The following is a 14,649-nucleotide window of genomic DNA, read 5'->3' as shown; positions in this document are numbered from 1 at the left end:
CAGGAAAGCCGCCCAAAGTCGCGCTGACCGCAATCATGCGAAAGCTTGTCGTCGTTGCAAACGCACTTCTCAGAGACCAGCGGAAATGGAGTGAAAATTACGCTTGATCAACACGGATACTGCTTTGCGGAACCAGTGACATTTCTAATTGGTTGCAACAGATTATGTACCCGCAAAATCTAAAATGGCGCGTCTTCACCAGATGTTCAGGTTTCGCCGCCAGGGTCTTATCCACCGAGTTTAGCGTGGGTCTTCGAAAGTTTGTGCGAGTCATGTAAGGGAGGCGGAGTTGATGCCAATCATAAAGATATACGATTGGTCGCTTTATACGTTGCCACCGGCAATCCCGATGACGGACATAGAGGGCGATACCCATTCCAACGATCCGGATAGCCCGGATTATAATGCCTCGGCGCCAACATGGATCGGTGAAACCTTCACATTCAACGGCGGATCAGGTTCCCAGTTAGAAATCATTGATGATGACGGTCAATTCGAGGACGAATATGTAGAAACTGGCGGAGCTCAGACACTTGGCCAAGATGTCACCATAAATGGTGTAACGTATCTGGCCGGTTCTGTCGTTGAGAATGAGTTCTCAATGTTGGATTCTGCTGGCAATGAAGTGTTCGTTGTCAGGATTGACGGTGTAAACGTTGGTTTTGGCTATCCAGAGGGGCAAGAACCTGTCAACGGAACAGCATTTACAGCTGTACAGGGGCGCGATGGCGATCCATTTGATAGCGGCGACGGCACATCATCCAGTTCGGAGCCCTACAGCAACATAGTCTGCTATGCCCTTGGTACGATGATCGGCACACCGGACGGGCCGCGCCCGGTGGAGACGCTGAAACCTGGCGATTTGGTTCTGACCCGCGATCACGGCCCGCAGTCAATCCGCTGGGCACGCTGCAGCGACCATCCGCTGGAAGAGGTCGAAGCCGGTGCAAAGCCGGTGCAGATCAGGGCCGAGGCATTGGGTCGGAACCTGCCCGCGCAGGACCTGATCGTCTCGCCGCAGCACCGCATATTTGTCGGCGGGAACGGGCAATTAGACGAAGTGTTCACCAGCGAGGCGTTCGCGCCCGCAAAATCCCTGACGGCGGTGCCGGGCATCCGCCATATGAAGGGCAAGAGAGAGATCACATGGGTTCACTTCGCCTGTGACCGGCACGAGGTTGTCACCGCCAATGGCTGCCTGTCGGAATCGCTGCTGCTCGGGCCGATGGTCGTGAACGGGTTGACCGCCGCCGAGCGTCGCGCGGTCGTCGGCATTTTCGGGCCTGCGCCCGCACCCAACGCGGCCCTGAACGGCCCGCCGGCACGGGATTGCCTGACCGTTGGCGCAGTCAGGCGCAAGATCGCCAAACAACGCAAAGACAGGGATCGTATTTTGACCAAGGAAATCCGGAAATGGGATCTGGACCTTGCGATGGAAAAACACGAGGCAGAGCGGTTCGGAGAAAGCTTTCGCCTTGTACAGAGCAAAGCCCGGCAAAAATCCTGAATCGGAGCCGAAATTGGCCTGCGGACCAAGCTACTACAGGTCCCGCCGGCCCAGACATAGACCCAACCTGGCCGCCCTCGGCACCCTCGGGGGCGCTCTTCCCAACTGTGCGATCTTCGCCGGCGCCCAGAACCGCAATTCGATGATCGAAGGCATCCGCAGGGCAGGCGCGGAAAAGTTCATCTTCCGTCACAATTACGCTGCTCACCTCGACGAGTTGATGAGCGATATCGATCCTGATCGCCCCAAATTCGTCGCGTTCGAGAGTGTCTGCAGCATGGACGGCGGCATCGCCCCGATCGGGGTCATCTGCGATGTCGCCGAAAGGCATGGCGCGCTAACCTGTCTCGATGAAATCCATGCCGTGTGATTTTAGGTACGCGCGGTGGCGGCGTCGCCGAACGTGAGGGACTGGCGCATCGCCGGACCGTGATCGAGGGCAGCCTGACCATAGCCTTTGGCGTGATGGGCGGCTACTTCGCCGGCCCGTCCATGCTGATTGGTGTCATCCGCAGCATGCCCGACAGCTACATCTTTACCACCTCTCTCTGTCTTCATCCTGCTGCGGTCGCACACACCGCGATCCAGCACGTCAAGGCCCATCCTGAAGACCGGGACCGACAGGCTGCCAATGCCGTCCGCCTCAAGGCGATGCTCCGCGACGCCGCTCTGCCCGTCCTCGATACGCCGGGTCATATCCTGCCGGTGATCGTCGGCGACGCGCATCTGTGCCGCCGCATCAGCGAACGATTGCTGGCCGAGCACGCAATCTACGCCCAGCCAATCAACTACCCGACGGTCGCGCGTGGGCAGGAGCGTCTGCGCATCACCCCGACGCCGTTTCACACCGAGGCCCATATGCGCTCGCTGGTCAATGCACTTCTGGCGGCCGGCAGCGGCCTGGGTTGGGCCGCCATAAAGCCGGCCGCCTGATGTCTGAACTTTTCAGGACCGAGTTGCACGGATTGAACAATGGCCGCAGGCACCCCACGCCCCCAAGAAAATTCATGCTATCAGCTCAAAGCGGGAGCGGCCCAATCCGGTCATTCGGTTGAGAACCTTTGCACCGATGCCGGCTTCGGCCTTCTGGTTTTCAAATTTCGCTCCCGCAGTTTCTCTCCTATAACCGCCTTTCACCTGCCGGTCTGTGCTTTTCCCCGCTGCGCTGATTGTAGCCAGTGGACTACTGCCTGGCCATTCGGCCTCGGCTGCGGATTTCAGTAATGTGACGGTCGCGAGACGTCGGGTTTCGTGCCGCATCTGCGCTGAGCGCCGCCAGAAACAGCGAGGGTTGCTGCATGACGGGCGCGCAAAAGACCGGAAGTCCGATCGAAACCGCTCTCAAAACCGGCATGCCCGTAACCCGGATAGTAGGGATGTAACAGGTCACGAAAACCGCAGGATACAACGCATGTTGAGAAAATCCCGCAAACTCTGTGTTAAGGCTGACTGCAAGAGTGCCGCCGCGTCATCCTGGACCCTGCATTGAGGATGGCAAGGCGCAGAGGCGTTACCTCGCGAAATTTACAGCACTCCCGGTAACTGCGATAAATACTTAAACTTCTCTCGGGAAATCTACTGTTTTGAATGCAGGCTGCAACCGCAGCCGGGGTGCAAAACACACCCCGGCCGGCGGCTTACTCCCCGGGAACGGCCTGCAGCTCCGGTTCGTCATGGTGATGATGCTCTTTCACCGGGCGCATCGCGAGATTGGCAAAGAAGGCCGCCGCCAGCAGCGCCGCCATGCAGTACATCGTGGTGTTATAAAGGCTCGGCGTCGGATCCAGGGTGCCTGCGGGGGCGATCTCCATCAGCCGGGCGATGGTCACGGTCTTGGCCGCCACCAGCTGGTCCAGCTGCGCCACCGGGGCGCCGAATTTCTCGGCAAAGGCAGCGGGATCGATCCGCGCGGCCAGATCCTGCACCGCGCTGTTTACCGACATCCGCCGCAGCGAGGTGATGGCCAGCGGCCCCAGCACGCCCGCGGTCGACCAGGCGGTCAGCAGCCGCCCGTGGATGCCGCCCACATGCATGGTGCCGAACATGTCGGCCAAATAGGCCGGAATGGTGGCAAGGTAGAAGCCGCCCAGATACAGCAGCGAGGGGTTCGCCGCCGCCGCCGAGGCAAAGTACGGGATCGACAGATACAGCACCGTGCCCAGCACGAAGAAGCACATATAGGTCGCCTTGCGCCCGATATAGTCCGATGTCGACGCCCAGAAGAACCGCCCGACCATGTTGAAGACGGAAATCATCAACACATAGGTCGAGGCGAAAGCAGCCGTCGCCACCAGCGGCATCACCGAGCCGAAAATCTCAGACATCATTGTCTTGGCAACACCGATCACGCCGATGCCCGCGGTCACGTTGAAGCACAGCATCACCCACAACTGCCAGAACTGCGGCGTCTTCAGCGCCTGGTCGATATGCACGTTGTTCTGCGTCACCAGACCCGAGGCCGCAGGTTTCGGCGCCCAGCCCGCCGGTGCCCAGTCCTTGGCGGGGACCCGGTACTGGAAGGCGGCCAGAATCATCACCACGAAGTAAACGATACCCAGCGTCATGAAGGTCTGCGCGGCGCCGGTATTGCCGGTGCCCACCGCATAGGCGCCGGCCTCCCCGCCAAACTCGGCAGCCTGCGCCGCGCTGGCGATCACCACCTCGATTTTGCCTTGCGCGGTTTCCGCAAAAACCCGGCCGTTTTCAACCACGGTCTGCACCGCGTCCTTGGCACCCAGATAGGTCGGTGCGGTTTCGTAGAAATCCAGCAGCCAGCCCTTGACCGGCGCGGCGATCATGGCGCCGCCGCCAAAGCCCATGATCGCCATGCCGGTTGCCATGCCGCGCCGGTCTGGGAACCAGCGTATCAGGGTCGACACCGGAGAGACATAGCCCAGTCCCAGCCCGCAGCCGCCGAGCACCCCGTAGCCCAGATAAACAAGCCACAGCTGATGACTGGAAATGCCGAACGACCCAACAATGAAGCCGCCGCCCCACAGCAGCGCCGCCACCACGCCGACCATGCGGGGACCGACCTCTTCCAGCCATTTGCCGGCAAATGCGGCGGCCAGCCCGAGGAAGACAATGGCGACCGAAAAAATCCAGACAACCGAGCCGAGGCTCCAGTCATTGGCGCTGGAGGCCACCACCCCCAGCTCGCGGGTCAGCGGCGGGTTGAACACCGACCAGGCATAGACCGAGCCGATACAGAGATGGATGGCGATCGATGCCGGCGGCACCCGCCAGCGGTTAAAGCCGGGTTCGGCAGTGATGTGGCTCTTGTGCAGAAAACCCAGTCCACCGGGTGATTGGTTGCTCATATGTAATCCTCCCTGTTGCTGTTCCGGCGGCTGCAACCTCCTATTGCGGCCCTCCGGAATGGCCTGCGGCGTCGCGCAGTAGCTTGACAAAGGCGGGGAGCCGGCCGATCTGTCAAACAAATAATTTAGTTATAACAATAGCTTATCTCGCCACTTTGTCCGACCGGCGAACCCCAGGCAGGCGGTTGCGGGACAATCTGTCCGCCCCGGGGCTGCGACGCCCCGCAGATTTGCGCCAATTTGTCCGGATCAGCTGGCGGCAGGAGAGGGCAGAAAAATTTCGAACCGGCTGCCCTGTCCGGGCTTCGACTGCACCGTGATGCTCCCGCCCGCGCGATTCACCAGCTGGTGACTGATCGACAGGCCCAGCCCGGTGCCCTGCGCCAGCTTGGTGGTGAAGAAGGGATCGAAGATGCGGCTCTGCAATTCTGGCGGGATGCCGGTGCCGGTATCCTCGGCGGTGAGCAGCACGCCGTCCGGGGCATCTTCAGCCGTCAGGGAGAGGCGGCCGCCGCCGGGCATAGCCTGCACTGCATTGAGGATCAGGTTGACCAGCACCTGCTGCAATTCGGTGCGCGACATCCGCACCTCGCCGGTACTGTCCAGACGGGTCGCGGCCTTGACCCCCGCCGCTTCGATCTGGTGGCGGGTCAGCACCAGGCAATCGGACAGCACTTCGGCGGGGGAGACTAGCCCGGCGGCGCCGGAATATTCCTCCGGCCGGGCGAATTGCAGCAGCTTGGAGACGATCACGCCGATGCGGTAGACCTGATCGTCGATCAGGCGGAATTCCTCGTCGACCGGGCGGGCCTGATCGCCCAGCAGCGTGCGGGCAAGGTCAAGGTTGCCCTGGATCACCGCCACCGGATTGTTGATCTCATGCGCGACCGAGGCAGTGATCTCGCCCACCGCAGCGAGTTTCTCGGAGACGATCAGCCGCTCGGTGGTCTGCTCCAGCCGCCGGTTCGCCTCGCGGAGGTCGGCAGTGCGTTCCTCGACCTTAGCCTCGAGGCTTTCGCCCCAGTGGCGCAATTGCCGGTCGCGCTCCTGCACCTGGTCCAGAAGGCTGTCTAAATGCGACGCCACCCGGGCAATCTCGCCACTGGCGTCCTGCGGGCGGTTGCGGGCGGCAAGGTCGCCCTGTTCGACCATGGCGATGGTCTGGGTCATGCTTTCAAGAGGGCGGAAGATACGCCCGGCCCACCGCAGGAAGATCGGTACAGACAACGCTGCGATCAGCAGGAAAGCCCCCCCGAGCGCCAGCACCGATTGGCGCTTGGCCTGGCGGAACGGGGTTTCCAGAAAGCCGACATAGAGCATGCCGGCCCGCTGGCCGCGGCTGTCGAGGATCGGCTCGTAGGCGGAGATATACCAGTCGTTCACCACAAAGGCCCGGTCGAGCCAGGTTTCGCCGCGCCCCAGCACCAGGCCGCGCACTTCGGCAGAGACCCGGGTGCCGAGCGCGCGCACATTTTCGAACAGCCGCACATTGGTTGAGATCCGCACGTCCTCGAGAAACAGCGTGGCGGTGCCCTGGCTGCCCTCCGGCAGGCTTTGTTTGCGGTACACCAGCGCGTTGATGGTGTCGATGAAATCGAGGTTGCGGTTCAGCAGCCGTCCCCCGACCAGCACCGCCCGTTGGCCGTCCGGCAGGGTCACCGGGGCGGCCGAGTGGATGATCATGCCGCGGGTTTCGATGCTGCGGGTGGCCGGGACGGCGGCCTCGGTCGCGACCAGCGGGATGGCGGCGCGGGCGGCGAGGCCGGGGCTCAACGCGTCAAGCTGGTCAGCGTCCAGAATGTCGACAGCGCTTTGCCATTGCCCCTGCAGCGCGCCGCGGATGACGGGCCAGTCTGCAGGAGTGAAACCGGAACGGCCATCGAACCCGGCCAGATAGAGGAAATCGAGACCGAGCCGGGTCCGTTCCTGCGCTAGGAAATCTGCAGTGCTGCCCGCCGTAAGCGCGCTGCGGAAACGGACTGATTGCGCCACCGCATCCAGCAGTTCGCCCGAGGTGGCGGTCAGCCTGGCCAGATACTGGTCAGCAATGGTCAAATCCCCGTTAACCTTGCTGATCAGCAGGCCGTCGATCTGGTTCGACCAGCGCCAGGTGGCGAAGCCCAGCAGCAGGGGCATCAGCACCAGCATCGGCAGCAGCGCAATCAGCAGAAGCCGGACCCGGACCGACCGCATGAGCAGACGCAGCCTTCGCATGGCTTAAAGCCCCCAAACCGCACATTTACGGTCAATGGTCTTGCGCGAGACCCCCAGCCGCCGCGCCGCTTCGCTGCGGTTGCCGCCGACCGCCTCCAGCGCGTGCAGAATCTCGCGGCGCTCGACTTCTTCCAGCGGCAGGATGTCAGCAGCGGGGCGGGCCGGGGCCAGCGTGTCCAGGGAAAAACTGCCGAAGATCAGCGAGCGCTCAACAAAATTCCGCAGCTCTCGGATGTTGCCAGGCCAGTCATGACGCAACAGAGCGGACTTGACGCTGGCGGACAGCTCCAGTGGCGGCAGCTGCAGCTGGGCGGCGATTTCGGTGAGGAACAGTTCAGCAAGTTCGACAATGTCGGTACCGCGTTCGCGCAGGAGCGGCATTGCCACTTCGAGCACGTTGATACGGAACAGCAGATCCTCGCGGAAATTTCCTGCAGCAACTGCCCTGGCCAGTGTGCGGCTGGAGCTCATCACAAAGCGGACATCGAGCTGCACCGTCCGCTCGGTGCCGATCGGCCGGATACGGCCATCTTCCAGCACCCTCAGCAGCGCGTTTTGCGCCGACGGGCTGAGCTCACCGATTTCATCGAGGAAAACGGTGCCGCCCTGCGCCGAGGCAAGCAGCCCTTCACGGCCGGCAGGGGCACCAGGAAAAGCGCCAGGAGCGTGTCCGAAAAGTTCGTACTCGATCACATCCGCCGGAATGGCGCCGCATTGCACAGGCACGAAGGGCGCCGAAGTGCGGCTGGAAAGCGCATGCAAGTGGCGTGCGGCAACCTCCTTGCCGGTGCCGGAGGCGCCGGTGATCAGCACCGGGGTAGAGACCTGTGCCACCCGGTCCAGCAAGACGCGCACATGGTTGATGGCGGCCGACGCTCCGACCAGCTCGCGGCGGCGGCGGCGCCCGACGCCAGTGGTTTCCAGTTCTCTCCGCAGCAGCATATTCTCGCGTTTCAGCTGGGCCGTTTCGATGCAGCGTCGCAGAGCATTGAGGATCTGATTGGAGCGGAAAGGCTTTAAAACGAAATCCGACGCCCCGGCCCGAAGAGCGTCGATCGCCGTTTGCAGATCGGCGTAGGCCGTAATCAGGATTGTATCCAAGAAGCCGCCGTCCCGCCGCTGCTCCTCCAGCCAGTCCAGACCTTTCTGGCCAGGCATGATGTTGTCAAGGATCATTACATCATATTGCCGGGTATTGAGCAGCGCAGCAGCGGCTTCGGTGTTTTCGGCCTGATCCACCAACTGACATAGAGGGCGCAGAGTTTTCACGAGGAAATTGCGCATGCCCGGCTCATCGTCAACGATGAGAATACTTGCCTGCTCGAGCGGGTCGGCCAGCTTTGCCATATCTGTATTTTTCATACCTGCCGCTCTTCTATGGGGCCGGTATTGGACTATTGTCGCTTTCCTTTGCTTTGTCGAGAGATCTGGGCCTGCCTCGCTGCCGGCCGGGCACATTCCAGCGGCCGCAGCTTGGGCGCACCTGCGAAATACCTCGCCTCACTCTGCTACGGGCGGCATTCTGAAGCCCGCTGCGGGAATGAGGCAATCAAGGGGTCAGGAATTAAGTTACCCGCCGGCGGATGCCCCTTCAACGCGTCCGCAAGAGGCAGCACAGGCTTCCGCTGCGCACAACACCAGGTGGTGCCGGTGGCCCAGACCGCCATCCGGGATAGCGTGTCGAGGGCGTGCAGGGGTACAAGCCGCTCTAAAGGCCCATTTTATTTGACGACGGACACTATTCACCTCCCTCGCCACGAGATGACATCCGCAGATTTTCGCAACCTCCGCACCGCCGCCGTGAAGGTCTGCCGCACCATCGCTCAGACCGGCACCGCGTGATCATTGCAGTCAGCCCCGGTTTCGGTCCTCGTCAGTTAACTTTAAGGTGCCAGAGTTGATATCCGGCGGGTTTGACGATACCGCCGCAGCAGAATCCCTGCGCGAAGTTGCCCGGCGGTGCTACAGATGGGACCGGATCAGGCTGCAGTACTTCGGCCTGATGCAGGCGGATACACAGAAGACAAGAGGTCAGAGGCGATGCAGATAGATGAAACAGGGCTGCCGGGCCTGAAGGTGCTGACACCCGCACGGTTCGGCGATGCACGCGGGTTCTTCAGCGAAAGCTGGAACCGGCAGCGGCTGGCCGCCCACGGCATCGATCTGGATTTTGTCCAGGACAACCATTCCGTTTCGGCGCAAACCGGCACCCTGCGCGGCCTGCATTTCCAATCGCCTCCCCGTGCCCAGGACAAGCTGGTGCGCTGCGGCCAGGGCGCCCTGTTCGACGTGGCGGTGGATATCCGCAAAGGCTCGCCCGCCTACGGCAAATGGTTCGGGATCGAGCTGTCGGCAGAGAACGGCAAGCAATTGCTGGTGCCCAAGGGCTTCCTGCATGGCTTCCTGACCCGGGCGCCGAACACCGAGGTGATCTATAAATGCACCGATTACTACGCGCCCGAGTGCGACGGCGCGGTGGCCTGGGACAGCTGCGGCATCGATTGGGCGTTTGACGGCACGCCCGTCCTGTCGGACAAAGACAAAAGCGCACCCGCGCTGGCGGATTTCGACAGCCCCTTTGCCTGGGAAGGATAAGTGATGAAGATACTCGCAGCCGGAGGCGCGGCATGAAGATACTGGTGACCGGCGGGGCCGGCTTTATCGGCTCGGCAGTGGTGCGGCTGGCCGTGGCGCGCGGCCATCAGGTGGTGAACCTGGATGCGCTGACCTATGCCGCCTGCCTGGCAAATGTGGCCGATGCCGCAAAAAGCCCGCTTTATGCCTTTGAGCAGGCCGATATCCGCGACCGCGCCGCGCTGGACCGCGTGTTTGAGACCCATAAACCGGATGCCGTGATGCATCTGGCAGCGGAATCCCATGTCGACCGCTCGATCGACGGACCAGGCGATTTTGTCGAGACCAATATCACCGGCACGTATCAGATGCTGGAGGCCGCCCGGAAATACTGGATGCAGGCCGGCAGGCCGGACAGCTTCCGCTTCCACCACATCTCAACCGACGAGGTCTATGGCTCGCTGCCTGCGGACCCGGCAGTGATGTTCACCGAAAACACCGCCTATGATCCGCGCTCGCCCTATTCCGCGTCCAAGGCCGCCAGCGACCATCTGGTGCGCGCCTGGGCCGAAACCTATGGCCTGCCGGTGGTGCTGACCAATTGCTCCAACAACTACGGGCCTTATCATTTCCCGGAAAAACTGATCCCGGTGGTGATCCTCAATGCGCTGGCGGGCAAACCTCTGCCGATTTATGGCGACGGCTCCAACGTGCGCGACTGGCTGTATGTGGAGGATCACGCCGACGCCCTTTTGCTGGTGGTGCAAAAGGGTGCATTGGGCCGCAGCTATAATATCGGCGGCGAGAATGAACGCTCGAACCTGGAGCTGGTGCAGACGCTCTGCGCCATTCTGGACAAGAAACAACCGCGCAAGGACGGGAAATCCTACACAGACCAGATCACCTTTGTCACCGACCGCCCCGGCCATGACGCGCGCTATGCCATCGACCCCAGCCGCATCCGCGACGAACTGGGCTGGCGGCCGTCGGTGACGGTTGAGGAAGGCCTGGAGCGCACCGTGCAATGGTATCTCGACAACGAGACCTGGTGGCGCGCCCTGCAGGACCGCGACGGCGTCGGCCAGCGGCTGGGCACTGGCAAGTGAACCGGGGCAAGTGATGGCTTTCCGGCTGGAAAGCCTGCCTCCGGCGGGAGTATTTGGGGAAAGATGAAACGGAGCGGGGAAGACCTTATGAGTATCCTGGTTTTCGGCAAGACCGGCCAGCTGGCACAGGAACTGGCAATGCTGGAAGGCGTCACCTGCCTGGGTCGCGATCAGGCGGATCTGAGCGATCCCGAAGCCTGCGCCGCAGCCATCCGCACCCATGCGCCTGCCGCCGTGATCAACGCCGCCGCCTATACCGCCGTCGACAAGGCGGAAGAGGAAGAAGCCCTCGCAACGGTGGTCAACGGCGCGGCGCCTGGCGCGATGGCGCAGGCCTGCGCGGATCGGAACATTCCCTTTGTCACCGTCTCCACCGATTACGTCTTTGACGGCAGCGGCACCGTCCCCTGGCAGCCCAGCGATGCAACCGGCCCGGTGAATGCCTATGGCCGCTCCAAACTGGCAGGCGAACAGGCTGTGCGGGCGGCGGGCGGCACATATGCCATCCTGCGCACCTCCTGGGTGGTCTCGGCGCATGGCAGCAACTTCGTGAAAACCATGCTGCGTTTGGGCCGTGCGCGCGAGCGGCTCACCATTGTCAGCGACCAGACCGGCGCGCCGACCCCGGCGCGGGACATCGCGGCTGCCTGCATGAAAATGGCGCGGCAGCTGCAGGCGGATCCGGGAAAATCCGGGATCTACCATCTGGCAGGCGCGCCCCAGATCTGCTGGGCAGGCTTTGCCAGAGAAATTTTTGCCCGGGCCGGGATTGCCTGTGCGGTAGAGGATATTCCAACCTCCGCTTATCCCACGCCTGCGGCGCGCCCCTTGAATTCACGGCTCGACTGCACATCGTTGGAGACAGTTTTTGGCATCCCGCAGCCGGACTGGCGGGCAGGACTGAACGACATATTGACAGAATTGGGAGAATTGGCATGACAGATGGCAAGCCCGGCACAGGAACCGCCTCCGCCCGCAAAGGCATCATTCTCGCGGGCGGCTCCGGCACCCGGCTCTATCCGATCACCATGGCGGTCTCAAAACAGCTGCTGCCGCTCTATGACAAGCCGATGATCTATTACCCGCTCAGCGTCCTGATGCTGGCGGGCATTCGCGAGATCTGCGTGATCACCACGCCGCAGGACCAGGAGCAGTTCACCCGCCTCCTCGGCGACGGCAGCCAATGGGGGGTCGAGCTGACCTATGTGGTGCAGCCTTCACCCGACGGTCTCGCGCAGGCGTTTATCCTGGCCGACGACTTCCTGGCCGGCGCCCCCTCGGCGCTGGTTCTGGGCGACAATATCTTCTTTGGCCATGGCCTGCCGGACCTTCTGGCCGCCGCCGATGCGCAAACCGCCGGCGGCACTGTGTTCGGCTATCACGTGGCGGATCCGGAACGCTATGGCGTGGTAGGGTTCGACGATCAGGGCCGCGCGCGCGAGATCATCGAAAAACCTGAGGTGCCGCCCTCGAACTATGCAGTGACCGGATTGTATTTCCTGGATGGCACAGCGCCGGAACGGGCCCGGCGGGTTGCACCGTCGCCGCGCGGCGAGCTGGAGATTACCGATCTGCTGCAGATGTACCTGGAAGAAGGGTCATTGCGGGTTGAAACCATGGGCCGTGGCTACGCCTGGCTGGATACCGGCACCCATGGCTCGCTGCTGGATGCGGGCAATTTCGTGCGCACCCTGCAGGAGCGCCAAGGGCTGCAAACCGGCTGCCTGGAGGAAATCGCCTATGGCGCGGGCTGGATCGATGCGGTCCAGCTGAAGGCGCGGGCGGAAAAATTCGCCAAGAACGCTTATGGCGCTTATCTCGAAGGCCTGCTGAAGTAGGCGGCCCGCTCCCGCCCGCGCATCTGCTGTCACGGCGAAGTCACACTAGCACCGGGACGGTTTACGGCTACTCGATTTTTTTACACAGGTAGGCCGGATGCCAGGTCCGTAGATCAGAGAGGTGGTCGCAGGATTTCGGACCAGTTGCTAAGCTGTAGCGCCTGACGAAGGAACGACCACATATGACGACGCGGAAACGCGATTCGGCGGAGTTCAAGGCCAAAGTTGCTCTTGAGGCCATCCGTGAAGAACTGACGACGGCCAAACTGGCCAAGAAGTACGGCGTCCATCCGACAATGATCAGCGGTTGGAAGAAGACGGCGATCTCGAACATGGCTTCCACGTTTGGCGGGAAGCCCCAGGAAGAGCCGCCGATCTCACCGAAGGTCGTGGAAAAACTGCATGCCAAGATCGGCCAACTGGTGGTGGAACGCGATTTTTGTCCGAAACCTCCAGCTTTAGCCTCGGAACTGAAGGCAAAAAGCGGTGACGCACGAGCATCCCGATCTCGGCGTCCGGCGGAGGTGCAAGCTGCTGTCGCTGGCCCGCTCAAGCCTGTATTACCACCCCCGCGGTGAAAGCGCCGGGAACTTGGCGTTCATGGTGATCATCGACCGCCAATTCCTGAATAGGCCGTGGTATGGCTCGCAGCAGATGGCCCGTCACATGCAGCGAGAGGGGCACAAATGTGGACGCCACCGGGTGCGGCGGTTGATGCGCCTCATGCGCTTGGTGCCGATCGACCAGGAGCCCAAGACCAGTCAAAAGCCTCCGGAACACAAGGTTTGTCCATATCTTCTCAGGGACTTGGTTATCACCCGCCCCAATCAGGTCCGCCTCTCGGGATCATGCTGCGCATGACCCTGCCGGGCAACGGGTGTACCGACATGACTCTGAGTAATTGATCATCCGCGCTCTCGAACGGTGCACAGTTGCTGCACCAGAAAAAGGAGAGTTGTGATGGAACGCTATTTTGTTGGCCTTGACGTGTCGAAGGATGAAACAGCGGTTTGTCTGCAGGATGATCGAGGTGACGTTTTGGCATCTTTCAAGAAGCCTACGGACCCGGATGTCCTCTCACGCGCATTGAGTGCGGAAATGGAACATATCGTCTGTGTCGTACTCGAGACCGGGCGGATGGCAAACTGGCTGTATGGTGAACTCAGTCAGAGGGGTCTCCCAATGGTCTGTATCGATGCACGTCAAGCCCATGCAGTTCTGAGCCAGATGCACAACAAGACCGATGAGAATGACGCTGCCATGCTGTCGGAACTGGCCCGGACGGGGTTTTACAAGAAGATCGAGGTCAAGAGCCGCCTTGCCCAGGAACGTCGCGCCCTTTTGCGCGCCCGGGAAGTTGCAATCAAGATGCGCATGGACACGGAGAACACGATACGAGGGTTACTGGCCAGTTTTGGGATCAGATTGCCCAAACATCTGCAAACCTATGAGCAACGGGTCCGGAAAGTTCTGGAAGGTCAGGCCGTTCTGGCTGGAGTTATCGAACCTTTATTGAAGTTGCGGACAGAAGCGCTTCGACAGGCCGCGTTTCTGACCAAAGAGATGACCCGTCATTCGCGGAATGATGAAGCCTGCCGCAGGCTGATGACGATACCGGGCGTCGGAGCTGTCAGTGCCGTCACGTTTGTGGCAACGATCGACACGCCGGACCGCTTCAAACGATCCAGATCTGTCGGAGCCTATATCGGCCTGACATCAAGACGCTACCAATCTGGCGACATCGATTTTGGTGGCCGAATATCAAAGCGTGGCGACCGAATGTTGCGCACGGTTCTGTACGAGGCAGCCAACAGCCTGCTTTGCCGCGTGAAATCCGGTCCGGGCCAGCGCCTCAAGGAATGGGAAATGGCGCTGAAAAAGCGCACCAGCCATAAGAAAGCTGTTGTGGCCTTGGCCCGAAAACTCTCCGTGATCATGCGCGCGATCTGGAAAGATGGCACCGAATTTGAACCCAAGGAGACCTAAGACAAAGCACCCGAGCCGCGATACACGCGCTCGCCCAAAGTTGCCGTACCGACCACAGCGGCAGGCAATCGACAAAACCCGAGCGATCTACATGCGAGCATCAT

The 14,649-nt window shown here is 61.5% G+C and carries 13 protein-coding genes and 2 pseudogenes; 11 read left to right on the top strand and 4 right to left on the bottom strand.

The window, feature by feature from the left end:
* The 4 genes and pseudogenes from VOI29_RS14960 to VOI29_RS14945 all read left to right on the top strand — a co-directional run.
* Positions 1 to 107, top strand: a pseudogene (locus tag VOI29_RS14960) (IS110 family transposase); the annotation flags it as partial.
* A 185-nt stretch (positions 108 to 292) separates the two neighbouring features.
* Positions 293 to 1,507, top strand: a complete 1,215-nt coding sequence (locus tag VOI29_RS14955) for a Hint domain-containing protein (RefSeq protein ID WP_323780203.1) — start codon at positions 293 to 295, stop codon at positions 1,505 to 1,507.
* Entirely contained in the window at positions 1,428 to 1,877 is a 450-nt protein-coding gene (locus VOI29_RS14950; RefSeq protein ID WP_323780200.1) for an aminotransferase class I/II-fold pyridoxal phosphate-dependent enzyme, read from the top strand. Before VOI29_RS14955 ends, VOI29_RS14950 begins: the two co-directional genes overlap by 80 nt.
* Before the next feature lie 59 nt (positions 1,878 to 1,936).
* The gene (locus VOI29_RS14945; RefSeq protein ID WP_323780197.1) at positions 1,937 to 2,440 is read left to right on the top strand and encodes an aminotransferase class I/II-fold pyridoxal phosphate-dependent enzyme; all 504 of its coding nucleotides are present in this window, start codon (positions 1,937 to 1,939) and stop codon (positions 2,438 to 2,440) included.
* A 72-nt stretch (positions 2,441 to 2,512) separates the two neighbouring features.
* On the opposite strand, the gene VOI29_RS14940 is transcribed toward VOI29_RS14945, so the two are convergent.
* From VOI29_RS14940 to VOI29_RS14925, 4 genes are all read right to left on the bottom strand, one after another.
* Positions 2,513 to 2,767 carry a hypothetical protein gene (locus VOI29_RS14940; RefSeq protein ID WP_323780194.1) on the bottom strand — a complete coding sequence of 85 codons (255 nt, stop codon included), beginning with the start codon at positions 2,765 to 2,767 and terminating at the stop codon, positions 2,513 to 2,515.
* A gap of 377 nt (positions 2,768 to 3,144) precedes the next feature.
* On the bottom strand, positions 3,145 to 4,827 hold the full coding sequence (locus tag VOI29_RS14935; protein ID WP_323780190.1) for an OFA family MFS transporter: 1,683 nt from the start codon (positions 4,825 to 4,827) through the stop codon (positions 3,145 to 3,147).
* A gap of 249 nt (positions 4,828 to 5,076) precedes the next feature.
* Positions 5,077 to 7,041, bottom strand: coding sequence for a cache domain-containing protein (locus VOI29_RS14930; protein WP_323780187.1), 1,965 nt, complete (start codon positions 7,039 to 7,041; stop codon positions 5,077 to 5,079).
* 3 nt (positions 7,042 to 7,044) lie between these two features.
* Positions 7,045 to 8,403, bottom strand: a complete 1,359-nt coding sequence (locus tag VOI29_RS14925; protein WP_323780184.1) for a sigma-54 dependent transcriptional regulator — start codon at positions 8,401 to 8,403, stop codon at positions 7,045 to 7,047.
* Between the two features lie 678 nt (positions 8,404 to 9,081).
* On the opposite strand from VOI29_RS14925, the gene rfbC reads away from it, so the two are divergent.
* From rfbC to VOI29_RS14895, 7 genes and pseudogenes are all read left to right on the top strand, one after another.
* Positions 9,082 to 9,636, top strand: a complete 555-nt coding sequence (rfbC, locus tag VOI29_RS14920) for a dTDP-4-dehydrorhamnose 3,5-epimerase (protein ID WP_323780181.1) — start codon at positions 9,082 to 9,084, stop codon at positions 9,634 to 9,636.
* A 32-nt stretch (positions 9,637 to 9,668) separates the two neighbouring features.
* The gene (gene rfbB / locus VOI29_RS14915; protein ID WP_323780178.1) at positions 9,669 to 10,721 is read left to right on the top strand and encodes a dTDP-glucose 4,6-dehydratase; all 1,053 of its coding nucleotides are present in this window, start codon (positions 9,669 to 9,671) and stop codon (positions 10,719 to 10,721) included.
* An 87-nt stretch (positions 10,722 to 10,808) separates the two neighbouring features.
* Positions 10,809 to 11,660, top strand: coding sequence for a dTDP-4-dehydrorhamnose reductase (gene rfbD, locus VOI29_RS14910; RefSeq protein WP_323780175.1), 852 nt, complete (start codon positions 10,809 to 10,811; stop codon positions 11,658 to 11,660).
* The gene (gene rfbA, locus VOI29_RS14905; protein WP_323780172.1) at positions 11,657 to 12,559 is read left to right on the top strand and encodes a glucose-1-phosphate thymidylyltransferase RfbA; all 903 of its coding nucleotides are present in this window, start codon (positions 11,657 to 11,659) and stop codon (positions 12,557 to 12,559) included. The genes rfbD and rfbA overlap by 4 nt, the downstream gene beginning before the upstream one ends.
* 182 nt (positions 12,560 to 12,741) lie before the next feature.
* Positions 12,742 to 13,003, top strand: a pseudogene (locus tag VOI29_RS14900) (transposase); the annotation flags it as partial.
* Positions 13,004 to 13,159: 156 nt separating this feature from the next.
* Positions 13,160 to 13,420, top strand: coding sequence for an IS3 family transposase (locus VOI29_RS24665; RefSeq protein ID WP_416361536.1), 261 nt, complete (start codon positions 13,160 to 13,162; stop codon positions 13,418 to 13,420).
* A gap of 99 nt (positions 13,421 to 13,519) precedes the next feature.
* The gene (locus VOI29_RS14895) at positions 13,520 to 14,545 is read left to right on the top strand and encodes an IS110 family transposase (RefSeq protein WP_323780165.1); all 1,026 of its coding nucleotides are present in this window, start codon (positions 13,520 to 13,522) and stop codon (positions 14,543 to 14,545) included.
* The last annotated feature ends 104 nt before the right edge of the window (positions 14,546 to 14,649 follow it).

The sequence above is a fragment of the Leisingera sp. genome (genome assembly GCF_034669605.1).
In the GTDB taxonomy this organism is placed as follows: Bacteria; Pseudomonadota; Alphaproteobacteria; order Rhodobacterales; family Rhodobacteraceae; genus Leisingera.
This window is presented reverse-complemented; position numbering and strand designations above follow the sequence as displayed.